The organism is Vibrio fortis (genome assembly GCF_000695685.1).
Taxonomy (GTDB): Bacteria; Pseudomonadota; Gammaproteobacteria; order Enterobacterales; family Vibrionaceae; genus Vibrio; species Vibrio fortis_A.
In genome coordinates, this window is sequence record NZ_JFFR01000027.1 from 368,144 (window position 1) to 388,424 (window position 20,281).

Annotated in this window: 16 protein-coding genes; 6 read left to right on the forward strand and 10 right to left on the reverse strand. The window is 44.1% G+C overall.

Going from position 1 to position 20,281, the window contains the following annotated elements; genetic code table 11:
• Window positions 1–10: 10 nt before the first annotated feature.
• From VFDL14_RS05350 to VFDL14_RS05340, 3 genes are read right to left on the reverse strand one after another with little or no spacing between them, the layout of a single operon-like run.
• The gene (locus tag VFDL14_RS05350; protein ID WP_032552590.1) at window positions 11–3,070 is read right to left on the reverse strand and encodes an efflux RND transporter permease subunit; all 3,060 of its coding nucleotides are present in this window, start codon (window positions 3,068–3,070) and stop codon (window positions 11–13) included.
• Window positions 3,067–4,122: an efflux RND transporter periplasmic adaptor subunit gene (locus VFDL14_RS05345; protein ID WP_032552591.1), complete on the reverse strand. Its 1,056-nt coding sequence runs from the start codon at window positions 4,120–4,122 to the stop codon at window positions 3,067–3,069. Before VFDL14_RS05345 ends, VFDL14_RS05350 begins: the two co-directional genes overlap by 4 nt.
• Window positions 4,122–5,210 (reverse strand): efflux RND transporter periplasmic adaptor subunit, encoded by a 1,089-nt coding sequence (locus tag VFDL14_RS05340; protein ID WP_032552592.1) that lies wholly within the window; start codon window positions 5,208–5,210, stop codon window positions 4,122–4,124. Before VFDL14_RS05340 ends, VFDL14_RS05345 begins: the two co-directional genes overlap by 1 nt.
• Before the next feature lie 168 nt (window positions 5,211–5,378).
• On the opposite strand from VFDL14_RS05340, the gene VFDL14_RS05335 reads away from it, so the two are divergent.
• Window positions 5,379–6,122, forward strand: a complete 744-nt coding sequence (locus VFDL14_RS05335) for a TetR/AcrR family transcriptional regulator (RefSeq protein WP_032552940.1) — start codon at window positions 5,379–5,381, stop codon at window positions 6,120–6,122.
• A gap of 145 nt (window positions 6,123–6,267) precedes the next feature.
• Here VFDL14_RS05335 and VFDL14_RS05330 read toward each other — a convergent pair whose 3' ends face one another.
• The 3 genes from VFDL14_RS05330 to VFDL14_RS25060 form a co-directional block, all read right to left on the reverse strand.
• Complete coding sequence (locus tag VFDL14_RS05330; RefSeq protein ID WP_032552593.1) at window positions 6,268–7,542, reverse strand: DEAD/DEAH box helicase; 1,275 nt, start codon at window positions 7,540–7,542, stop codon at window positions 6,268–6,270.
• Window positions 7,543–7,608: 66 nt separating this feature from the next.
• Entirely contained in the window at window positions 7,609–8,223 is a 615-nt protein-coding gene (locus VFDL14_RS0123400; RefSeq protein ID WP_032552594.1) for an ACP phosphodiesterase, read from the reverse strand.
• Window positions 8,224–8,303: 80 nt separating this feature from the next.
• On the reverse strand, window positions 8,304–8,432 hold the full coding sequence (locus VFDL14_RS25060; RefSeq protein WP_255231879.1) for a hypothetical protein: 129 nt from the start codon (window positions 8,430–8,432) through the stop codon (window positions 8,304–8,306).
• A gap of 473 nt (window positions 8,433–8,905) precedes the next feature.
• Between VFDL14_RS25060 and VFDL14_RS05325 the strand changes: the two genes are divergently transcribed.
• Window positions 8,906–10,129: an aromatic amino acid transport family protein gene (locus tag VFDL14_RS05325; RefSeq protein ID WP_032552595.1), complete on the forward strand. Its 1,224-nt coding sequence runs from the start codon at window positions 8,906–8,908 to the stop codon at window positions 10,127–10,129.
• Between the two features lie 147 nt (window positions 10,130–10,276).
• On the forward strand, window positions 10,277–11,704 hold the full coding sequence (locus VFDL14_RS05320; RefSeq protein WP_032552596.1) for a methyl-accepting chemotaxis protein: 1,428 nt from the start codon (window positions 10,277–10,279) through the stop codon (window positions 11,702–11,704).
• A gap of 73 nt (window positions 11,705–11,777) precedes the next feature.
• On the opposite strand, the gene VFDL14_RS05315 is transcribed toward VFDL14_RS05320, so the two are convergent.
• Both VFDL14_RS05315 and VFDL14_RS05310 read right to left on the reverse strand, forming a co-directional pair.
• Window positions 11,778–14,858: an efflux RND transporter permease subunit gene (locus tag VFDL14_RS05315; protein WP_032552597.1), complete on the reverse strand. Its 3,081-nt coding sequence runs from the start codon at window positions 14,856–14,858 to the stop codon at window positions 11,778–11,780.
• Between the two features lie 12 nt (window positions 14,859–14,870).
• On the reverse strand, window positions 14,871–15,968 hold the full coding sequence (locus VFDL14_RS05310; protein ID WP_032552941.1) for an efflux RND transporter periplasmic adaptor subunit: 1,098 nt from the start codon (window positions 15,966–15,968) through the stop codon (window positions 14,871–14,873).
• A gap of 189 nt (window positions 15,969–16,157) precedes the next feature.
• Between VFDL14_RS05310 and VFDL14_RS25130 the strand changes: the two genes are divergently transcribed.
• Window positions 16,158–16,367 (forward strand): hypothetical protein, encoded by a 210-nt coding sequence (locus VFDL14_RS25130; RefSeq protein WP_084181905.1) that lies wholly within the window; start codon window positions 16,158–16,160, stop codon window positions 16,365–16,367.
• Here VFDL14_RS25130 and VFDL14_RS05305 read toward each other — a convergent pair.
• Together VFDL14_RS05305 and VFDL14_RS05300 are read right to left on the reverse strand one after the other, a co-directional pair.
• A complete protein-coding gene (locus tag VFDL14_RS05305) occupies window positions 16,312–17,037 on the reverse strand; it encodes an HAD-IA family hydrolase (protein WP_032552598.1) in 726 nt (241 codons plus the stop codon). The genes VFDL14_RS25130 and VFDL14_RS05305 overlap by 56 nt on opposite strands.
• A 386-nt stretch (window positions 17,038–17,423) precedes the next feature.
• Window positions 17,424–17,918 (reverse strand): hypothetical protein, encoded by a 495-nt coding sequence (locus VFDL14_RS05300; protein WP_032552599.1) that lies wholly within the window; start codon window positions 17,916–17,918, stop codon window positions 17,424–17,426.
• Between the two features lie 250 nt (window positions 17,919–18,168).
• On the opposite strand from VFDL14_RS05300, the gene VFDL14_RS05295 reads away from it, so the two are divergent.
• Together VFDL14_RS05295 and VFDL14_RS05290 are read left to right on the forward strand one after the other, a co-directional pair.
• Window positions 18,169–18,648, forward strand: coding sequence for a CreA family protein (locus VFDL14_RS05295; RefSeq protein ID WP_032552600.1), 480 nt, complete (start codon window positions 18,169–18,171; stop codon window positions 18,646–18,648).
• A gap of 129 nt (window positions 18,649–18,777) precedes the next feature.
• The gene (locus VFDL14_RS05290) at window positions 18,778–20,082 is read left to right on the forward strand and encodes an inosine/guanosine kinase (RefSeq protein WP_032552601.1); all 1,305 of its coding nucleotides are present in this window, start codon (window positions 18,778–18,780) and stop codon (window positions 20,080–20,082) included.
• The last annotated feature ends 199 nt before the right edge of the window (window positions 20,083–20,281 follow it).

A 20,281-nucleotide genomic window follows, 5' to 3' on the forward strand; every position in this document is an offset into this window, starting at 1 on the left:
ATATCAATCCTTAATATCCCGCAGTGGACGGTTTGATTCTGAATAAGATAGCAAACATCACAGGTACGACAATCAAAGTCAGTACCGTGGCAAAACCTAAGCCTGCCATGATGGTGATCGCCATCGAGCCAAAGAATGCATCAAAGACTAGTGGAATCATGCCTAAAATAGTGGTCAATGCCGCCATAGATACTGGACGTACACGGCTGATGGCACTGTCTACTACCGCTAGGTATGGGTCTTTTCCTGTCTCCAATTCACTGTTGATTTGGTCTAGTAGAACAATCCCGTTCTTCAAGATCATGCCACTCAAGCTGAGTAAGCCCAAGAATGCTGTAAAGCTAAATGGCATGTTGGTACTCAACAGACCAATTGATACACCGATGATCGACAGTGGCACTGTAAACCAGATAACCAAAGGCTTACGTACCGAGTTAAACAACAGCATAGTGATAATGAACATCAATAGGTAACCCATTGGCAGTGAACCAAAGAGTGACTCCTGCGCATCCTTAGAGGATTCGTATTCACCGCCCCACTCGATGCTGTAACCTGAAGGAAGTGGTAGTGCTTCAATTTTCGGTTGTACTCGCGCAAATAAGCTTGCTGGTGTTTCATCGCCTAATACATCATGGTCAGCCAATACTGTTAACGTGCGTTTACGGTTCTTACGTTGAATCAGAGGCTCAGACCATTGTAGCTCAACGCCATCAATCACTTGTTCAACTGGGATGTAAGTCTGTAGTGACGGACTCCAGATCTTCACATTGTTTAGTGACTCAAAATCAAAACGCTCTTCTTCAGGCAAACGTGCAACGATAGGCAACATGTGTGTACCATCACGCAGCAATCCGATGTTGTATCCACCAAACGCCATTTGCAATGTATGAGACAAGTCTGCCTTTGAGATGCCTAAGCGACGCGCCTTAGATTCATTAAATAGAGGCACCAACTCTTTGGTACGCTCGCGCCAGTCGTGGCGTACATTTCGAGCACCTGGATCTGCAAGCAGGATATTTTCTACGTCAGTTGCAATAGTGCGTAGTACATCTGGGTCTGGGCCAATAACACGCGCCTCGATTTTAGACGCAGGTGATGGACCAAACTCAATCAACTTGAACTGGAACGTTGGCTGTTCAAACTCAATCGCCAGCTTTTCATCAAGCTTTTCAAGTGTCGCGAACATGGTGTCACGATCAGTCGTTCTTACTTGCAGTTGAGCGTAGGCTTCATAGCTCTTTTCTGGTTGGTAAGTCAGAGCAAAACGCTGCATACCTTGACCCGCTGTTGTAGTTACAAACTCAACATTGTCCAACTTGCGAATGTAGCTCTCTACTTTCTCTGTCTGCTTAATGGTTTCACGGATATCAGTCCCTTCTGGCATCCACATATCAACGTAGAACATTGGTGTATTCGACGCAGGGAAGAACTGCTGTTTCACCATGCCGAAACCAACGACCGATACAGCCAATAGACCGACCATGCTCGCAACGGTTAACCAACGGAATCTCAGTGCAAACTTAAGCATTGCGCCAAATACGACAAACAAGATACCTTTGTATGGGTCTTCGTCTGTACCCGTTTTGTCTTCTTCCTTGAGCATTAAATCGGCTAGGAACGGTGTCAATGTTAGAGCGGTGATCCAGCTTAGGAAAAGTGAGAAACACAATACCCAGAACAATGAGCCCATGAACTCACCGGTTGCATCTTTCGACAGGCCAATAGGAGCAAACGCTGTAATCGCAATAATGGTGGCACCTAACAGAGGCCATTGCGTTTGAGTCACAATGTCTTTTGCAGCTTGTAGCTTAGTTTTACCCTTCTTAAGTCCAACCAAGATACCTTCAACCACAACAATGGCATTATCCACCAGCATACCTAGCGCGATAATCAAAGCACCCAATGAGATTCGGTGCAGCTCTACCTCGTTGTAGTCCATCAAAATGAAGGTACCAAACACCGTAAGCAGAAGAACTAGACCGATAATTAAGCCGCTGCGCAAACCCATCGCAAACAGTAGGACAACGATTACAATCGCTACCGCTTCTACCAAACTGATGATGAAATCTGAAACGGACTTATCAACTTCTTGCGCTTGGTTGTAGAAATAGTTCAGCTCAATGCCCGCTGGTTTGATCGACTCAAGACGTTCAAGTTCTGCGTCTAGCGCTTGACCAATCTCAACCACGTTTACGCCAGAAGAGAACGCAATACCGATATTGATTGCAGGCTTGCCGTTATACGTCAGCACATTACCCGGTTTTTCCGCGATACCTCGTGTTACCGTCGATACATCTTTCAGACGAATTAAGTTACCCGTGTCACGTCCGTGGATGATCAAGTTTTCTAATTCTTCAACTGTGCTTAGCGTTCCGTTTGGTTTAATTGCAAGGCTTTGGCCATTGAGCATCACCTCACCAGAAGAAACCACACTGTTCTGTTGAGCAAGCAGAGAAGTCACTGTCGTCATGTCCAAGTTAAGTGCAGCTAAGCGCTCAAGAGACATCTCAACAAACAGTTGTTCCTGCTGATCACCAGCAATGCTGACTTTACCAACACCGTCGACAAGCTCTAACTCACGAGTTAGGTAATCTGCATACTGTTTTAGCTCAACATAGTCGTAGCCATCACCAGTCAGCATTAGCATTACGCCAAATACATCACCGAAGTCATCAATAATCTGAACAGACTGCACGCCACTTGGAAGTGTTGGTTGTAGATCGTTGATCTTACGACGCATTTCATCCCAGATCTGAGGTAGCTCATCAGGACCGTAGTCCATCTTCATACTGACCATGATCTGCGACATACCGTCTGAAGAGGTAGACGTAATCTTATCGATATAAGGGAGTTGTCGAATCTCTTTCTCTAGCGGATAGGTCAGCTCCTCCTCTACTTCCATAGAGCTTGCGCCCGGATAGGTAGAGATGATCATTGCATCTTTAATCGTAAATGCTGGGTCTTCTAAACGTGAAAGGTTGCTAAAAGAGCTCACACCACCGATAGCTAGAATAACCAGAAACAGCCAGCTAATAACTTTGTTTTTTATTGAATATTCTGCGATGTTCATTCTGCTTTTCCTGACAATTTCATTCCATCACGTAATTTGCGTAAGTTGGAGTTGATCAGTTGATCACCCTGCTCTACACCATGTGCGATAAGCGCACCTTGACCGCTGATTTTTTCTACCTCAACTAGGTTTTTATAGGCTTGGCCATCTTCGAGTTTCCATACATAAAACTCGTTGGCTTCCGAGCCTGCTTGTAGGGTGGTCATAGGCAGTTGATAACCTTGCACATCGCTCAAACCCGCTTTAGCCATATCAACGTTCACCGTAACGCTAGTACCTGGCATGACTGGAGTTTCAAGCTGTGGCATCGACATCCAAAACTCGTAAGTTCTCGATTGCGGGTGTAATTCACTAGTGTGCTCTAAATAAATCAGAGGGTAAGAGCCTTCAATGCCACCAAAAGTCGCATTCGGGCGATAACTGCTAGAGCGCATGTCTGGGCTAATCGCAGCCAAAATTGAGTCTGAAACTTGAATGCGCACATACACCTTATCGTTTTGATAGAGGTTCAGCAGTGTTTCACCCGGAGTGGTATTTTCAAATTGCTTTTTATCGACTGTAGAGACAGTACCGGTGAACGGTGCGTGAAGTTCGGTGTACCCCAGCGCTTGTTTAGCCGACGCCAAATTGGCAGACGCAAGCTTAAAGTTCGCCGTTAGCTGATCAAATTCAGACTTTGAAAGCATCTTGCTGGCAAACATCTCTTTACCACGCTCTAGCTGCTTATTAGCAAGATCATATTGAGACTGTGCATCTACTACATCTTGACGGTAAGTGTCGCCATCAATTGTCGCTAAAAGCTGCCCTTTCTTAACCACGTCGCCCGCTTCTACGAGCACTTGGTCAATCTCACCGGCAATGCGAAATGCCAATGGTGTCAATTCTGCAGCCATCACTTGGCCGTTGAAATTACGGAATTGCTCTTTAAGAGGTGCTTTCACTTCAAAAGTCGATACCGTTAGTGTTGGCTGCTCTCTGTGTACGGTTTCGTTATTACACGCAGCAAGTGCCAGCGTTGAAGCAACAACGACCACTAATTTATTGAATTTCATTAAATGCCGCCCTCACGCGTCCACGCTTTTACTTGCTGTCCATCAACCAATGCATCTACGCCCGCTTCAACAATTAAGTCGCCGCCCATGAGACCACCCACAACGCGACCATTTTCATTCAGCGCAACTGTCACTTTTGAGATCATTTGAGATACAGGGTCGTAACGCCACAGTTCGCCTCGGGTTTCTTCTTTGGTTACCCATGCTGAATCTACGATACCGATGCCTTTTTCATCGGTGGATTTTTGAACTTCAACTTGAGCTGTCATACCAGAGAGTAAATTCAACTCAGTGGGCTTTTGAATTGATACAACCGCTTGGTAGCTGTTGGTATCTTCGTCTGGTTGCGTCGAAATCTCTTTGAAGCGTGTTGGAATGCGAATCCCGCGATGACTGTCCATCACGACCCACATGTTGGATTGAACAAAATCGCTAATGCTACGATCTTCCAGTTTGGCAACAGGAACCGAGAAAGTAACGTCCATAGCACGGTGGTTCAAAATGTTGAGAACTGGCTGTTTCTCGCCGATAACTTGATGTTGCTTGCCAAAGACCATAGACACGACACCATCAAAAGGCGCCACTAGCTTTGTATAACCCAGGTTGGTTTTCGCTTGCTCAAGTTCTACACCGGCAGCTGTGTAGTTATTCACTGCTTGGTCGTAGTAATCGGTGCTCACCAACTTCTTAGCATAAAGTTCTGAAGCTTGTTGGTACTGACTATTTGCAAGATCGTACTTTGCCTGCGCTGCATCGAGTGCGATTCGGAAATCTGTCGAGTCTAAAACAACGAGTGTCTCGCCCTTTTTGACATCTTGCCCCATGCGAACTGCGAAGTTGTCGATCTGGCCACCCACTTGAAAAGAGAGTGCTGCGCGGTCGGTTGCATCTACTTTAGCGATGTAGCTATCAAGCTCGATATTGGTCTGTTTCGGGATCTCCAATAACTTCACTGGCTTGATAACCAGTTCATTTTCTTCTGATTGTACTTTGTTACATCCGGTCAAGGAGCTCGCTAGGAGGATAACTGCTACAACAGCTCCTAGCGTCTTTACCGGTTTGGCTCTGAAAGATGATTTGGACTGCATTAAGCGGCTCCATTTAATTATTATGATTTACTACACAGGTGTGCAGTATATTTAAATTAACGGAATTAACAAGCTTTACTTTCCACCTGTGCAGTATTTTTTATTTCGACAAAAACAGTGTAGAATTAGAACATCATCCTAATTTGCGAAATGACAATGACAGAAAAAATGACGATGACTGAAAAGAAGCAAGGCCGTAGAAGTGCCAAAGATGCTGAAGAAACACGTTTTCAGATCATGACCATTGCGGCGGAGTTGTTCTGCGACCAAGGCTACGAACGCGTTTCGTTGCGTAATATCAGTGATAAGGCGGGCGTTTCTCACAGCTTAATCCGTCATCACTTTGGTAGCAAAGAGAAGATTTGGCACGCGATCAGCGATTGCTTGCATGCGTATTTTCAAGCTTACATCGCTAAGATCATGCAAGAGCTGCCAAAAGACGTAACGCCAAAGGTCACCCTATATCTGTTTTCGATGCGACTGTTCACCAATATGATCCACTCTCGCAGACCGATGCAGTTGATTTCGGACTCAGTACGACAGGAAGACAATCTGGTTGACTATTTCATTGATAACGTCGGTGACATCGAGCAAGAGATCAACATGCTTGCAGATGAATACAATGCTGCTTACCCAGAGCACCCTATCAACATTTATGAAATTAAATGGCAGATGATCATCTATGCCAACGCCGCCGTTTGCCTAACTCCATTTATGGAAAGCACATGGAATGAAGGTGATATGGTTGCGACGCCAGACGAAGCATTGATGAACCATTGGCAGATGTTTAACAAACAGATGATCAACACCTACAAGGTTGACGAAGAATGGGTTCTAAATCCGAACACGCTTGAAGAGCTGATTTACGACGTACCGTGTGTGTGGAAATGCAATCCTGAGCACCACGAGTAACAATAAATCAAGTAGTTAGGTATATAGATACTTACGTTTTATAGATACATAGCAACGTAAGTCGATCTTCAATCGAAAGATACAAAAAAGGCGCTATGGATAGTACCCACAGCGCCTTTTGTATTTCTAAGCCATTACGCGAGCCTTAACGGCGCGCTTTACCACGGTTTTGGTGGATCTTGAGCTTCGCCTTCATCTTGCGTTTTTCAGATGAACGGCTCTTACCACGACGACCTGTACGCTCTGGTTCAATTTCCTCAATCAAGCTAGGCTCAAAGCCCTGTAGCCACTCTTGTGGTAGGCGCTTATCAAGCAAACGCTCAATCGCTTCAAGCAAGTACTCTTCGTCTCTGCTCATTAAAGAAACCGCCAAGCCAGTATTGCCAGCTCGACCTGTACGCCCTATGCGGTGAACATAATCTTCGGCCTTGTACGGCATATCGTAGTTTACAACCTGTTCCAGTTGTTGGATGTCAATACCACGTGCCGCAACATCGGTTGCAATCAATGCTCGGACTTTAACTGACTTAAAGTCATCCAGCGCCTTTTGGCGAGCACCTTGGCTTTTATCACCATTGATTGAAGCTGCTTTGATACCATCTAACTTCAACTCTTTAACTAACGCATCGGTGCCTTGCTTAGTCTTAGTGAAGACTAGGACCTGCTGCCAGTTTTTAGAGCCGATCAAGTAAGCCAATAGTTCACTTTTGCGCTTCTTATCTACTGGGTAAACCATCTGTTTTACGGTTTCAGCCGTGCTATTGGTTGGCGTTACTTGGATTTCACTTGGAGACTCCATCATACGATGCGCAATAGATTTGATTTTGTTGTCAAAAGTCGCAGAGAAGAACAGTGTTTGACGAACGTCATTCATGCGTTTCAATATGCGTTTGATGTCTGGCATAAAGCCCATGTCAAGCATGCGGTCGGCTTCATCAAGCACAAGAACTTCGGTTTGGCTTAACATGATGTTCTTAGTGAACATGTGGTCAATCAAACGCCCCGGCGTTGCGATCAGAATATCCGCGCCCGCTTTTAGATTGTCGGTTTGAACTTTCATACTAGTGCCGCCATAAGCAACCACAATTTTAAGTCCAGTGCCTTCAGCATAACTGGTAATGTTGTCGAAGACTTGCTGTGCGAGTTCGCGCGTCGGCACCAATACCAAAGCTCTCACCAGTTTAGGATTTGGAATCACATTGTCTTGACTAGCCAACAAACGTTGAATGATTGGTAAACCAAACGCCGCGGTTTTACCCGTACCTGTTTGAGCACCAGCCAGTACGTCTTTACCTTCTAACACGAGTGGGATCGCCTGCTCTTGCACGCTTGTCGGGGTTGTGAAATTTAGCGTCTGTAATGTAGACAGCAACTGCTCCGAAAGCCCCAATTGTTCAAAAGTTTGGTTTGTATCAGACATAAAATGATGCTCAAAGTGGAAATAGGCGCGGATTGTAGCAAACCCCAATGGAACTGTTTACCTTTGTCATTGATTTTTCTTTGCTGACATTTCAATTTGCTGTTGCCGATGCTGCCAAGAGCGCTCAAGTACGTCTGGGTAGAGCTCACAAAAGTGACACTGCAACTTATCATAGTTAGCAGCTAGGTCATCAAAGCACTCTTTTAGTACTCCAAGTCTTGGCCTTCGTAAAGACATTCTCTCTAATACCATAGAAATTGAATCCATCGATTCGTAGCTTTCTAGCCAGCGTTGCTGGGCCATTTTCTGATGGATTAAGAGAAAATCCTCAGGCCAATGCGCCTCTGAATCTTGGCTTATCTTACTATGTGAATTCTTACAGAATTGTTTAAGTGAAGAGTTAGAATATGTTGACCAGTTTGTGGCTAAACAGTGATCCCAAAAAACATCAAGCGCAATTGGAGCAAAGCGTTGGGTCTCTTTTCTAAATAGTGTTTTTGCTTGCTTGGAGATCACATGAGAATCGGTATAGCTATCGACAAACCGATGCAGTCGAATACCATCAGCTAAGGGTTGAGAATAGTGTTTTGAGGGGTCCCCTTTCACAAAGTCACCGAGCAGGTTACCTGCTAAGTCACTACGACAGTGATTTGCGATATGAAGATGGGCAAGAAAGTTCATTGAACCTCATTAAAGTAGAGCCGATTGGAGACATAGTAAACGCACTCCATAATCTTAGCTAACTTTAATGAGGACGTAGGTTAGTTTGACGAGCTAAACATCTCTTCGGCTAATTGCTGAACTGCCTGTTCGTAATCAGAAAGGTCGATGCCAATTTCCATCGCATCTAACAGCTCGAGACTTTCGTCATTAAAATATTGGTCACTCATATTGTGCCCTTCTATTCCTTATCATAGGCTTTCGCCCTTACAACTAAGTGTCTCCATATTGTGCGTTAAATATGACAGATTTATGAAGACACTCCGTGTTTCCCAACAATTTTTAATGCGCTCTTTTTGAGCAGCACACCTCTGTTCTAAATCGGCATTCGCGCTATAGGATCCATATCTCCGAAGTTGGGTCGCGCGCCCACACTATTACTGGTCACGTCCCACCGACTCAATCTTTTCTTCACCAAACTATGAATCAGATCATAGATAAACGATTGCTTTGAACTTTAAGTCGATTAGAAAAACCCAAGTGTATATATTATTTTACAGTGGATATAAAAAATTACATTTAACCTTGCATTCATTATAAAACTCCCACAAAATGCAGCCAATCCAATATTATTACTGGCTATTGGCGACTAACTCAGTACATAAGCCAAGTAAAAACCACATAACGTAAAGAATTATATACAATGACTAAATCAAAGGTTTTCGGTAGTACTTTGATCATCGCAGGCACCACTATTGGTGCAGGCATGCTCGCCCTTCCTCTAGCTTCTGCTGGTATCGGATTTTCAACTTCACTTGTTTTAATGCTCGGCCTGTGGGCACTAATGGCATTCACGGCTCTTCTTATGGTTGAACTACATCAGTTTGCGGACTCAGATGCGACGCTTCACACCTTGGCGCATAACATTCTTGGTAATAAAGGGAAATGGATTGCAAGCTTTGCGGTGATGTTCCTGTTCTATGCATTGTGTGCGGCTTACATTGCTGGTGGCGGCGCTCAGTTTAACCAACGTGTGATGCAGTTAACTGGGCTAGAGATTAGTAGTCAATTGACTACACTGCTGTTCACTATCATCGTTGCGACGGTTGTAACGATTGGTACTCACAGTGTAGATAAGGTTAATCGCGTCCTATTTGGCTTAAAGTTAGTTGCGATGGTGCTGGTACTTAGCTTTCTTGCGCCAAACGTAACCTCTCAATACTTACTGAGCATGCCGCTACAGCAAGGTCTGATTGTTGCAGCAATTCCTGTTGTATTCACATCATTCGGCTTTCACGGCAGCATCCCTTCTATCGTTCGCTACCTAGATGGTGACGTACGCTCACTGCGTAAGGTCATGATTGTGGGTTCGGCACTGCCTCTTATTATTTATGTGTTTTGGCAGAGTGTGACGCTAGGTGTTGTTAGCCAAGAGCAACTTCTGAATGATTCAAGCTTGGGTGCTTTGTTGGTGTCACTTTCTCAAACAGTACAGCAATCGAATCTAAGCATGATCGTTGGTGTCTTTGCTGACTTAGCACTTTTAACATCTTTCATTGGCGTAAGCTTAGGTCTGTTTGAGTTTATGGGAGACTCTCTAAACGACAAACTGGGCCAAGGTAAACGCATCAAAACGGCGTTAGTAACTTTTGTTCCACCACTGGGTTTTGCGCTTTTCTACCCTCAAGGCTTCATTATGGCGCTAGGCTACGCAGCAATTGCCCTAGCCGTGCTTGCAATCCTTTTACCTACAGTAATGGTCTACAAAGTGCGCTTCACTCAACAACCATCATCTCAAGACTCAAGCGCTACAGTTTACCAAGTAGCAGGCGGTAAGTTGGCACTAATCACTGCGGGTACTGTGGGTATGATCATCATCGCGATTCAGATTATGATTTCAGGTGGTTTGTTGCCGTCACTCGGATAAATTGATTAATTTATCAAAAGCGATTGATCTGGGTCTCAATTATAGAAATTGATTATCATTTAATTTCATAAACAGTCGACCCAGATCACATATTTATTGCGTGCGGTTATTTAAAGTCCTCGTTAAAGGAATTATCGTGGAGTTATCATGAAAGAAGTACAGTTTCGAACGATAGACAAACTGTTTATTAAAATGTCGATCAACGACAAGATGTGGGTTATTTTCCTCATCTTCTTAGTTGCCCTTGGCAGTCTATCAACGAACACCTACCTCAATCAGCTCAGTCAAATTGAACAAAATGCAAAGACTTCAGCTGAACAACAACTCAAGGGTATGTTGTCTGTTTCTGACTCCCCAGAGTCAACACTGTTAACCCGTTCTTCAAGAGCGACTTCAACAGACGCATCAATCAACAATAACGGCTCTGTAACGGCTACCCAACAGGGTAAAGACGGCCAATACTACTCTCTTACTCTACCTGCAACCGATGTTGCCGATCAGAAGCAAAGCGCACTGAATACCTTCTTACTCAGTTTTTTATGGTGTGTTCCTTTTGGCATTTTCTGCTACTGGGTGGCAACCTTCATTGGTGGCGCACTTTGGGTACTTTACTCAACGACAGAAAAGATTGGTGATGGCGACTTGAGCTCTCGTCTTGGTTTCCACCCAGGTCGTGATGAATTCGGTACAATCGGTTGTGCACTAGACCGCTCTATGGACACCTTGAGCGAGCTTGTGAATAACGTCAATGAAAGTGCAGCGACGCTAAGTGAAACCTCTTCTTCGTTCGAAGCAGAAGCAAAGCGTAGTGAAACTCAAATTAGCAGCCAACACGCTTCTCTTGATTCTGTTGCAACAGCAATGGATGAGATGACGGCTTCTGCAAACGAAGTGTCAAACATCGCAGCACGTTCAACCGAGCAAACAGAAAATGATGCTCAAGCGATTAACCAAAGCCACGGTAAAGTTCAGCAAGCTATCGCAGAGATCACTACCCTGTCATCATTGATTGAGCAGGCTTCATCTTCTGTAACGAGCCTTAACGTTAACACAAGCCAAATCAATGAGGTGATCACCACTATCAATGCCATTTCAGAGCAAACTAACCTACTCGCTCTGAACGCAGCTATTGAAGCCGCACGTGCAGGGGAACAAGGCCGTGGTTTTGCAGTTGTTGCCGATGAAGTTCGTACACTTGCGAGCCGCACTCAGTCAGCAACGGTAGAAATCCAAGCGATGATTGAGCGTCTACAACAAGAGAGCCAGAATATTGCGAAGATCACTGAGCAAACTGTTGACCAAGCACAAACAAGTAGCCAGTTGATTTCTAATATTGGTGATGATGTAAACTCAATCTCAGATTCAGCTCGTGCCCTAATGGATATGAGCGCACAAATCGCCTCTTCTGCCGATGAGCAAAGCAACGTAGCTAACAGCATTGCAGCTGAATTGAATGACATTCGTAGCCAATCAGATGTCATCAAAGAAGTCGCTCAAAACACCTCTAATGGCGTTTCGAATCTAACTCATGCTTCTATTTCACTATCTAAGACTTTAGCGAAATACCGCACTTAAGGCTTGGCTTTGATTAGCAACTAAAAAACCAAAGAAGGACTCCTCGGAGTCCTTCTTTTTGTTTGCCATCTCGTTAAGCCGAAACAAGCTTGGCTTCTTGTTCTTGTTCTGCCGGTTCTCTAAAGAACAAACTGTACAGCACTGGCACAACTCCAAGTGTTAATAATGTCCCGACGATCATGCCGAAGATCATCACAATCGACATTGAATACCAGAACTCTCCACCCGAAAGTGCTAGAGGCACTAGCCCAAGAATCGTGGTTAGTGTTGTCATTACAATTGGTCTCAGACGCGTCATACATGCTGATATGATTGCACTTCGTACTCCCTCACCCAATTTACTGTTCTGTTCAATACAGTCGATAAGTACGATGCCATTATTGATGATAATACCTGCCAAGCTGAAGATACCGAGCATCGCTGGGAACGTGAAATACGCCCCTGTAATTAACAAACCAGAGACTGCTCCAATCAAAGAGAGTGGGATCGTGAGCAAGATGATCAATGGTCTACGAATCGAATTAAACTGAAGTAGCAGCAGTAAAATCATCACAGCGAAGCATTGAGGAAGATAACCAAACAACGCGCCATTTGCTTTGCTCGCACCTTTAAGCTCGCCTCCCAATGCGATTCTATAGCCCGGAGGTAACTCAATTCTGTCGAGCGTCGGTTTCATCAGCTTATTGAGTTCGCTGGCTTGTAGGCTCTCATGTTTAACACTGATAGTTACCGTGCGTTCTAGATCAAAGCGACGAATCACCGCTGGCTCGCTGATAGCGACAATTGATGCAAACTGTACCAAAGGTAGAGCTTGGCCATTAGTTGATGACACGATTTGCGTCGTGAACAACTTTTCGAGCGTCTTTTCAGTGTCCGCCGCGCCAACTATTACTGGGATCACATCTTCGTCATTTCTAAAACTGGTCACCTCTTTTCCACGAAGATAACTGTCAAGACTGGTTGCAATATCTCGGCTGCTCACGCCAGCGCGAATAGCTTGAGCTTGGTCTATGTCTAAGATTAGCTTTGGAACATTGTTCTCCCAATCGTTAGCAACACCGACGGCACCTGGTATTTGGCGCAGCGCTAGTTCAATCTTCTTAGCAACGCTCTGTATCACATCGATATCTTTACCAACGACTTGATACTCAACCAATCCGAGTTCACTGCCACCCAGCCACATACGCTTAGCCTGTCCACTCGCTTCAGGAAGCTGCTCCATGATGAATTGATTCGTTTTCTGCACCATATCCAGCGCTGCAGTGTAGTCTGTAGTATTCACCACCATAAATACGCGGTTTGGTGCGCGATCAACCGGAGATAAGGCAAGGAAGAAACGTGGACCACCATCGCCAACATAACGCACCATATTCACAACATCTGGGTTCTGCTTCTTATCAAGCAGCCACTCTTCTAAACGTTTCGATACTCTATCTGACTCTTCCACCTTGGTACCTGCTGGCAAGTCAACAAACACCAGATACTGATTCCGCTCAGAGCCCGGCATGAATTGGACTGTGACATAACGAAAGCTATAAATCGAGACCGCAAATATCGCGATCACCACGGCCAGAGTACTCAGGCGAAAATTTAGAATAACAGTAACAAATCGACGATAAGCCAATTGAAGCTTGGATAGCTCTGGCTCTTTATCCCCTTCTTCACAACCTTGAATCTTAGGCTTGATAAACCAAACACACAGAGCTGGAGTTGCAAACAAACACAAGAACCATGAAGACAATAATGCGATGGTGATTACTTGCGACAGGGAACGCAAGTACTCTCCAGTCACATCTTGCGCCAGTAGCAACGGCATAAACGCCAAAATCGTCGTTAATGAGGAAGTTAGAAGTGGTACAGCCATCGCTTTTGATGCCGAAATGGCTGCGTCTACACGCGCTACACCATGAGATACTTTACTCTGGATGAACTCAGCCATCACAATGCCGTTATCCACCAGCAAACCAAGAGAGATAATGATGGCGGCAATCGACATTCTTTGTAGTTCAACACCCCATATCGACATACCAATAACCGTAAGCAGGATGGTTAATGGGACAATACTGCCGATAATCAGCCCCATTCTTAGGCCTAAAAACGCCATCACCACCGCCAATACTACAGCGACAGTTTGCATTAGGTTCGTGGTCGCAGAACTGACTGCCGCGTTAACTTTATCTGGTTGGAAAGTCGCTAACTCTAAAGTCATACCAACAGGTAAATCCCTCTCTACCCGAGCGATAAACTCTTTCACTTTTGTGCCAAATTCATCACTTTGACTACCAAAAGCCATCGCTGCTGCGATGATAACCGCTTTGTTCCCGTTGAAATATACTGGCGTATTAAATGGGTCTTCATAGCCGACTTCAACGTCTGCTAAGTCTCGCAAATAGACGGTATTTCCAGATTCTCGTTCATTGAGATCCAGCTCTAAGATCTCTTCAACAGAGTTAAAATTACCTGTTGGTTCTATCTCAACCTGCATGGTGTCGGTTTCGATCACACCTCCAGGAAGTACCACATTACGCGCTTGTAGTGCCGATACGATCTGCCGGAACTGGAACTTTTCATTAGTTAATGCACCGCGTTTAGCATTAACCCAAATTCGCTCTTCATTGACCCCATAAAGTTCTACTTGAGAAACAGTTTGGACACTGCTTAATCTATCTTGGATCGCTTCTGCTGTTTTTCGTAGCTCGTGATGATCGAAGCCATTACCAAACAACGCGATGGTAGCAGAGTAAACCTGTCCAAACTCATCATTGACCATTGGTCCAATTGTGCCGTCTGGTAGACTCCCCTTCATACTATCCATGCGATTTCGGAGCGTGTCCCATATCGGTTGGAGGTTGAAGTATTTGTCATGCACCGTCACGGTGATCTGAGCCACACCTGTACGTGACCAAGACTTTATCTCGCTCACTTCTGGAATCTGCTTAATCTCACGCTCTAAAGGCTTTGTTATGAACTTCTCGATGCGGTCTGGCGACATACCTGGAAACTGCGCCACTACCACAGCGCTGCGAATCAAAATTTCAGGGTCTTCTTTACTTGGCGCATTTTTAAATGTGCTGATACCGAGCACAAATAACATCACTAAAAAGACTTGAGTAAACCGATTATGCTTAAGCGCTAGTTCAGTAATTTTGTACATACTGATCTCTCCTTACAGGCCTTGCCAAAGGGTCACTTGCTGCCCTTCATATAGATAAGGGATCCCCGCTGTCACAATCTTTTCACCCTCTGACAAGTTGTTGAGCACAACAACCTGAGCATTGATATTACGTTTGGTTTTGACATATCGCTTCTCAAGAGTGTTTGATACCGGATCAACAACGTAGATAGCCGCATCGTCACCGTTTAGGTCTGGGCTACGGTCGTTAAAATCAAACGCTTCTAAAGGCAGTAACACCACGTTTTGACTCTCGCCACCAATTGATAACTCCACATCTGCTGACATCCCATTTCTCAATGCCGCATTAGTATCATTGAGTTGAAGCGTTACCGAATAAGCATTTCCACGCTCAACGACAGCACCAATTTCAGAGACGGTTCCAACAAGCTGTGCGTTATTTAGCGCTGAAATCATAACTTGTGCCTTATCACCGTAAGTGACTTCTTTGATCAAAGATTCTGGAACCAAGAAATCCACTTCATAAGCAAAGTCATTCACTAACTCCATGATCTGCTGACCAGCGCTGATCTTGGTAAACTCATCCACCTTTACTTGGCTAATTTGACCAGAGAATGGGGCGTAAAGCTTTGCTCGTTTAAGGTTAAGTTCTGCATTGGATAAATCGGTCTGTGCAAGGTTCTCTTGCTGCTGTTTGGCATCGAGGTCAGCACGAATAGCGATCAGCTCAGATTCAGAGACAAAGCCTTTAAGGTTAAGTTTTGCAGATCGCTCGTACTTATCTTCCGCTTGCAGTTTAGCTACACGAGCTGCACCTAACGAAGCTTGCGCTTTACGCACAGCCAAGAGCAGGTCGCTTGTCTCTAACTGGGCCAGAACTTGTCCTTTTTCAACACGCTGCCCTTTCGAAACTAAAAGCTGACTAACCGTTCCATTGACTTTGAAACTCAATGGTGAAGTTTGAGCACTGCGTACAATACCGCTCAGTTGACGAGTTTGAGTATGAGATTGAAATACAGCGGTAGTGAATTTCACGCTGCGAATAGGCGGACTTTGTTTTTCAGTCGTGTCAGAATTTTGAGGGCCACATCCTGTCAACAGAAGGGCAATAAAGAAAATGATAACTTTCACATTAGAATCCAGTTTATGGTACTGCATTCCAGTATATCAAACTGTATAATGGTTATCTAATGTAATATCAGTAGCATGAGCTCAGTCGCAATTGAACAAAACTTAAATAAGAAGCCTGTTTAAAAATTGGGCTTGGGGGTACTCTAATAGAGCGAAGTTATCGCTTTTGACTTGCTGCAGGTGACCATAATGAATAAAACAGACGCACCAACCGACGACATCACATGCCCGCTTTGCCAACATGATGAATATCTGCTTTCAAACTGTGGAGAGAAATTTACTTGTGCTGCTTGTGGGTTCCATACTAAACAATTTACAAAAATAGTCCGGATCCAACCTAATACTACCCCACCAAGGCACCAGAGTACGGTGTATCAATTGAGTAATGCTTGCCACTAAGCCAAGCAGATATCTCTTCAAGACTATAGATATCAATTGCGCCTGACTCTTCGGAGTCAGCTTTTGGTGTTCTGACTAGGGTACTAGGTAGATTAGGCCTTAAACGGAAAGATTGAATACCAGCACGTAGCCCAGCTTCAATACCTTTAATCGTATCGTCGACATAGATACACTCATTAGGTAAGAATCCCATGTTCATTGCAGTGTACATGATCAAATCAGGCTCTGGTTTCCAACTGTTGGCATCGAATGCCGAAAAGATTTTACCTTTGAAGTCGTCGAGTATCCCCGTCATGGCCAAAGAGGATTCAACTCGCTCTTTTGGCGCATTTGAAGCAATACAGAACTCAACCCCTTGGCTTTTAAGAAACTGTATCAACTCAATAGCACCGTTCATTGGCTTTAAGAAACGCTGAAAAAGCGCTTCAAGCTCTGTGCGATATAGAGGCTCTAATGTGTCGATAGAGATTGAGAGCCCTAGGCGTTGCTGAGTATCCATTAAGATATCAGCCAGCTTGCCACCCTGAAAATGTGCGTAACAATCTTCAAGTGATAAAGAGACATTGAACTGCTCGAAAACGTTAACCAACGCTTGGCAACACAGTTTCTCGCTGTCTATCAATGTTCCATCACAATCAAATATCACACATTTTGTTTGCTCTAATCTCATCGTTGCACCACTTACCTAAAGTTCGACTTTCATCCTATAGGCATATAGTTTTATCAGGCATGACTGATGTAGCATTTTGCTCAAAACCACTTAATTAACTTCGCGAAATATGCGACAGATCACCTTAATAACCCTATTTATAAATTACTTACAGGCATTATCTTCCTAAGCTTATTAAAAACTCAGTCTTATGGAGTTGGTTTGTCGATAATTTAAACACCAAGACATGACATTAATGTGAAGCAAAGCCAATAGCGTATCAGTGAGTTAAAACGAACATTTATCTATTATGAAGCTATGACAGAGGATATTTGAGATTTGCCAGATAAGTAGTAGAGCTCTAATGCGTGCTAGCTAAAGTGGGAGCGCCGCACCCACTCTTTCTATCAGCTTTCCACCCAAATTTTGGTATTTGAAGTGATAGAGCTACCTAGTAAAGACGCCAGTTGTTGAGCAAAACCGATTGTACCCTGCCCTGCTTGGTTAACGATATCTGAAATTAGTACGTCATCGCTCTCTACAGTAACAATTGCACTTGCTACAACATCAGAGCCAAGGGTCCCAATGTAAAGCTGGTGTTCTTCGGATAAGATAATTTGACTCAAGAACTCAAGGATATGAGTTTTATCGAACTCACTTTCATAGACACTGGCTTGATTGAGCGAAAACAGGACGGTGAGCTTATGAAAATCGACTTTATGAATTTCTTCGATATCGGAGGGTGTTTGATTTGAAGGAAGCAGTTGATAGCTTTTCTTGGCTAAGTTGGCTTGATAAACATCTCGGCCAAGCAAACTTTCTTTTGCAGGATAAGCCACATCAACTTGGCTTGCTAACCACGCATTCTTTTTGAGCGCAATTTCAGGTATTTCATTATTCATTCTTTTACTACCTACTTTTAGTATCCCCAAATATCACAATTATTTGGAAGGCACACGGTCGCCTTAGGCGCCGAGCTACAAGCAGAGAGCATACAGAGCATCGTAACTACCAACAAGTACTTTAAATGCTTCATAAATTAAGGTTCTCCCAATACTGCCTTTTCGAATAGAGCGAAAAGCTCTACACTCGTATTCAAGCTTTCAATACTCCTTATAGTAATTAGAACTCTATAAATTAAAAGGACTTCTTATGAAAAAAGCCCTAATCGCATTAGGTATTATGACCATGTTGGCTGGTTGTTCAGATAACGAAGTGGGTGACGTATCACTTGGCTTCTTCACTTTGAAAGATATTAAGATCTCTCATCTCGACGATGAAAAGATCCCAGGCGTCACCTGCCACATCGCTTCTATCGAGGCTGACTTCTCTCTCGCAGACCCAAGTGACAGTTCGATCTCTTGTCGTCAAACCGGTGACATTACGCCCGAGATGATTGCAAAAATTGATAAGAGCGCCTCAGGTGAGGTGGTCTTCAAGCAATCAAAGAGCATTTTCTTTAAGACAATGAAGGTAAGACGCATCTACGATGCGGAAAACCAAACCTTACTATACCTCTCTTACACAACCAAAGAGACCGAAGGTAGTTTCAAGCATAGCCTTTCGACTGTTCCACTATGGGGTACTAAAGCTTATATTGACCCAGCAACACTATCTGAGCAGCAAAAATAAGCCATTGGTTTAGTTTTGTTCACTCACCTGTACATACAATGTGCAGGTGAGTTAAAATGTAATAAAAATGAAAGAAATTACAAAATTCTGTGATATCATGCGGCAAAATTTTCTCACTGTAATTTTCTTATGAAATTTCCTGGACAGCGCAAATCTAAGCACTACTTCCCTACACACGCCCGTGATCCACTCATCAACCAGATGAAGGAAACACCAAAACTGTTTCGCCCAATTATTGTTGGTGTTGGTCAAACAATTGTAGATATTGAAGCTCGTGTTTCAGATGAGTTCCTGGCTAAATACGATCTGAGTAAAGGTCACTCTCTAGTTCTAGAAGAGAGCAAAGCTGATGCCCTATACAAAGAGCTCGTAGAAAGCGGCCTAATCACGCACCAATATCCAGGTGATACCATTGGTAACACTCTGCACAACTATTCTGTGTTAGCAGACAGCAAATCAGTACTTTTAGGTGTTATGTCGCGTAATATCGAAGTTGGCTCATTTGCGTACCGTTACCTATGCCGTACCTCTTCACGTATGAACCTCAACCACCTACAAACTGTAGAAGGCTCTATCGGTCGTTGTTACACCCTTATTTCCGATGATGGCGAGCGTACATTCGCGATCAACGAAGGTGAAATGAATAACCTGCGTCCTGATAGCATTCCTGAAGATGTATTTGAAAAGGCTTCTGCACTGGTTGTTTCTTCATACCTAATGCGTGGTAAACCAGAAGATCCAATGCCAAAAGCAGTCGCTCGCGCTATCGAGATTGCTAAAGAAAACAATGTGCCAGTAGTACTAACGCTAGGCACTAAATGGGTAATCGAAGGCAACGCTGAATGGTGGCAAGATTACATTAAAGAGAATATCTCTATCGTTGCTATGAATGAAGAGGAAGGCCAAGCACTAACTGGCGAGAAAGATCCTCTGCTTGCAGCTGATAAAGCACTGGAGTGGGTAGACTTAGTTCTATGTACGGCTGGTCCTGTCGGCCTATACATGGCTGGTTACACGGACGAGACAGCAAAACGTGAAACTGAGCTGCCGCTTCTTCCGGGTAACATCCCAGAATTTAACAAGTACGAGTTCAGTCGTGCGATGCGCAAAGATGACTGTAACAACCCTGTTAAGGTGTACTCTCACATTGGACCTTACCTTGGAGGTCCACTAGAGATTAAGAACACCAATGGCGCGGGTGACGCAGCACTATCTGCACTACTTCATGATATGGCAGCAAACAGTCATCACCACATGAACGTACCAAACTCGTCTAAACACGATCAGCCTTACATGACTTACTCATCATTGTCACAGATCTGTAAGTACGCTAACCGTGTAAGCTACGAAGTTCTAACTCAGCACTCTCCTCGTCTTGGTCGCGCGCTTCCTGAACGTGAAGACAGCCTCGAAGAAGCATACTGGGATCGTTAATCATAAGAACTAACGTTTTCTATCAAGGGTTGCATTATGCAACCCTTTTTATTTCCAGCTAATCAATTGAACAAAATTATGTAAATTTCCGTGATGAGTTGGCATCGCGAGATTTGATCTCGCGCAATGACCTGATAAATCTGTTATCTTCCAGCACATAATTCGTGTGGTTAGCCTTTACATGGTCGATTTATACAGT

Bases quoted from the DNA above. Each gene is read 5' to 3' on its own strand.
- VFDL14_RS05350 (WP_032552590.1), bottom strand. From the start codon at position 3,070: ATGAACATCGCAGAATATTCAATAAAAAACAAAGTTATTAGCTGGCTG.
- VFDL14_RS05345 (WP_032552591.1), bottom strand. From the start codon at position 4,122: ATGAAATTCAATAAATTAGTGGTCGTTGTTGCTTCAACGCTGGCACTT.
- VFDL14_RS05340 (WP_032552592.1), bottom strand. From the start codon at position 5,210: ATGCAGTCCAAATCATCTTTCAGAGCCAAACCGGTAAAGACGCTAGGA.
- VFDL14_RS05335 (WP_032552940.1), top strand. From the start codon at position 5,379: ATGACGATGACTGAAAAGAAGCAAGGCCGTAGAAGTGCCAAAGATGCT.
- VFDL14_RS05330 (WP_032552593.1), bottom strand. From the start codon at position 7,542: ATGTCTGATACAAACCAAACTTTTGAACAATTGGGGCTTTCGGAGCAG.
- VFDL14_RS0123400 (WP_032552594.1), bottom strand. From the start codon at position 8,223: ATGAACTTTCTTGCCCATCTTCATATCGCAAATCACTGTCGTAGTGAC.
- VFDL14_RS25060 (WP_255231879.1), bottom strand. From the start codon at position 8,432: ATGAGTGACCAATATTTTAATGACGAAAGTCTCGAGCTGTTAGATGCG.
- VFDL14_RS05325 (WP_032552595.1), top strand. From the start codon at position 8,906: ATGACTAAATCAAAGGTTTTCGGTAGTACTTTGATCATCGCAGGCACC.
- VFDL14_RS05320 (WP_032552596.1), top strand. From the start codon at position 10,277: ATGAAAGAAGTACAGTTTCGAACGATAGACAAACTGTTTATTAAAATG.
- VFDL14_RS05315 (WP_032552597.1), bottom strand. From the start codon at position 14,858: ATGTACAAAATTACTGAACTAGCGCTTAAGCATAATCGGTTTACTCAA.
- VFDL14_RS25130 (WP_084181905.1), top strand. From the start codon at position 16,158: ATGAATAAAACAGACGCACCAACCGACGACATCACATGCCCGCTTTGC.
- VFDL14_RS05305 (WP_032552598.1), bottom strand. From the start codon at position 17,037: ATGAGATTAGAGCAAACAAAATGTGTGATATTTGATTGTGATGGAACA.
- VFDL14_RS05300 (WP_032552599.1), bottom strand. From the start codon at position 17,918: ATGAATAATGAAATACCTGAAATTGCGCTCAAAAAGAATGCGTGGTTA.
- VFDL14_RS05295 (WP_032552600.1), top strand. From the start codon at position 18,169: ATGAAAAAAGCCCTAATCGCATTAGGTATTATGACCATGTTGGCTGGT.
- VFDL14_RS05290 (WP_032552601.1), top strand. From the start codon at position 18,778: ATGAAATTTCCTGGACAGCGCAAATCTAAGCACTACTTCCCTACACAC.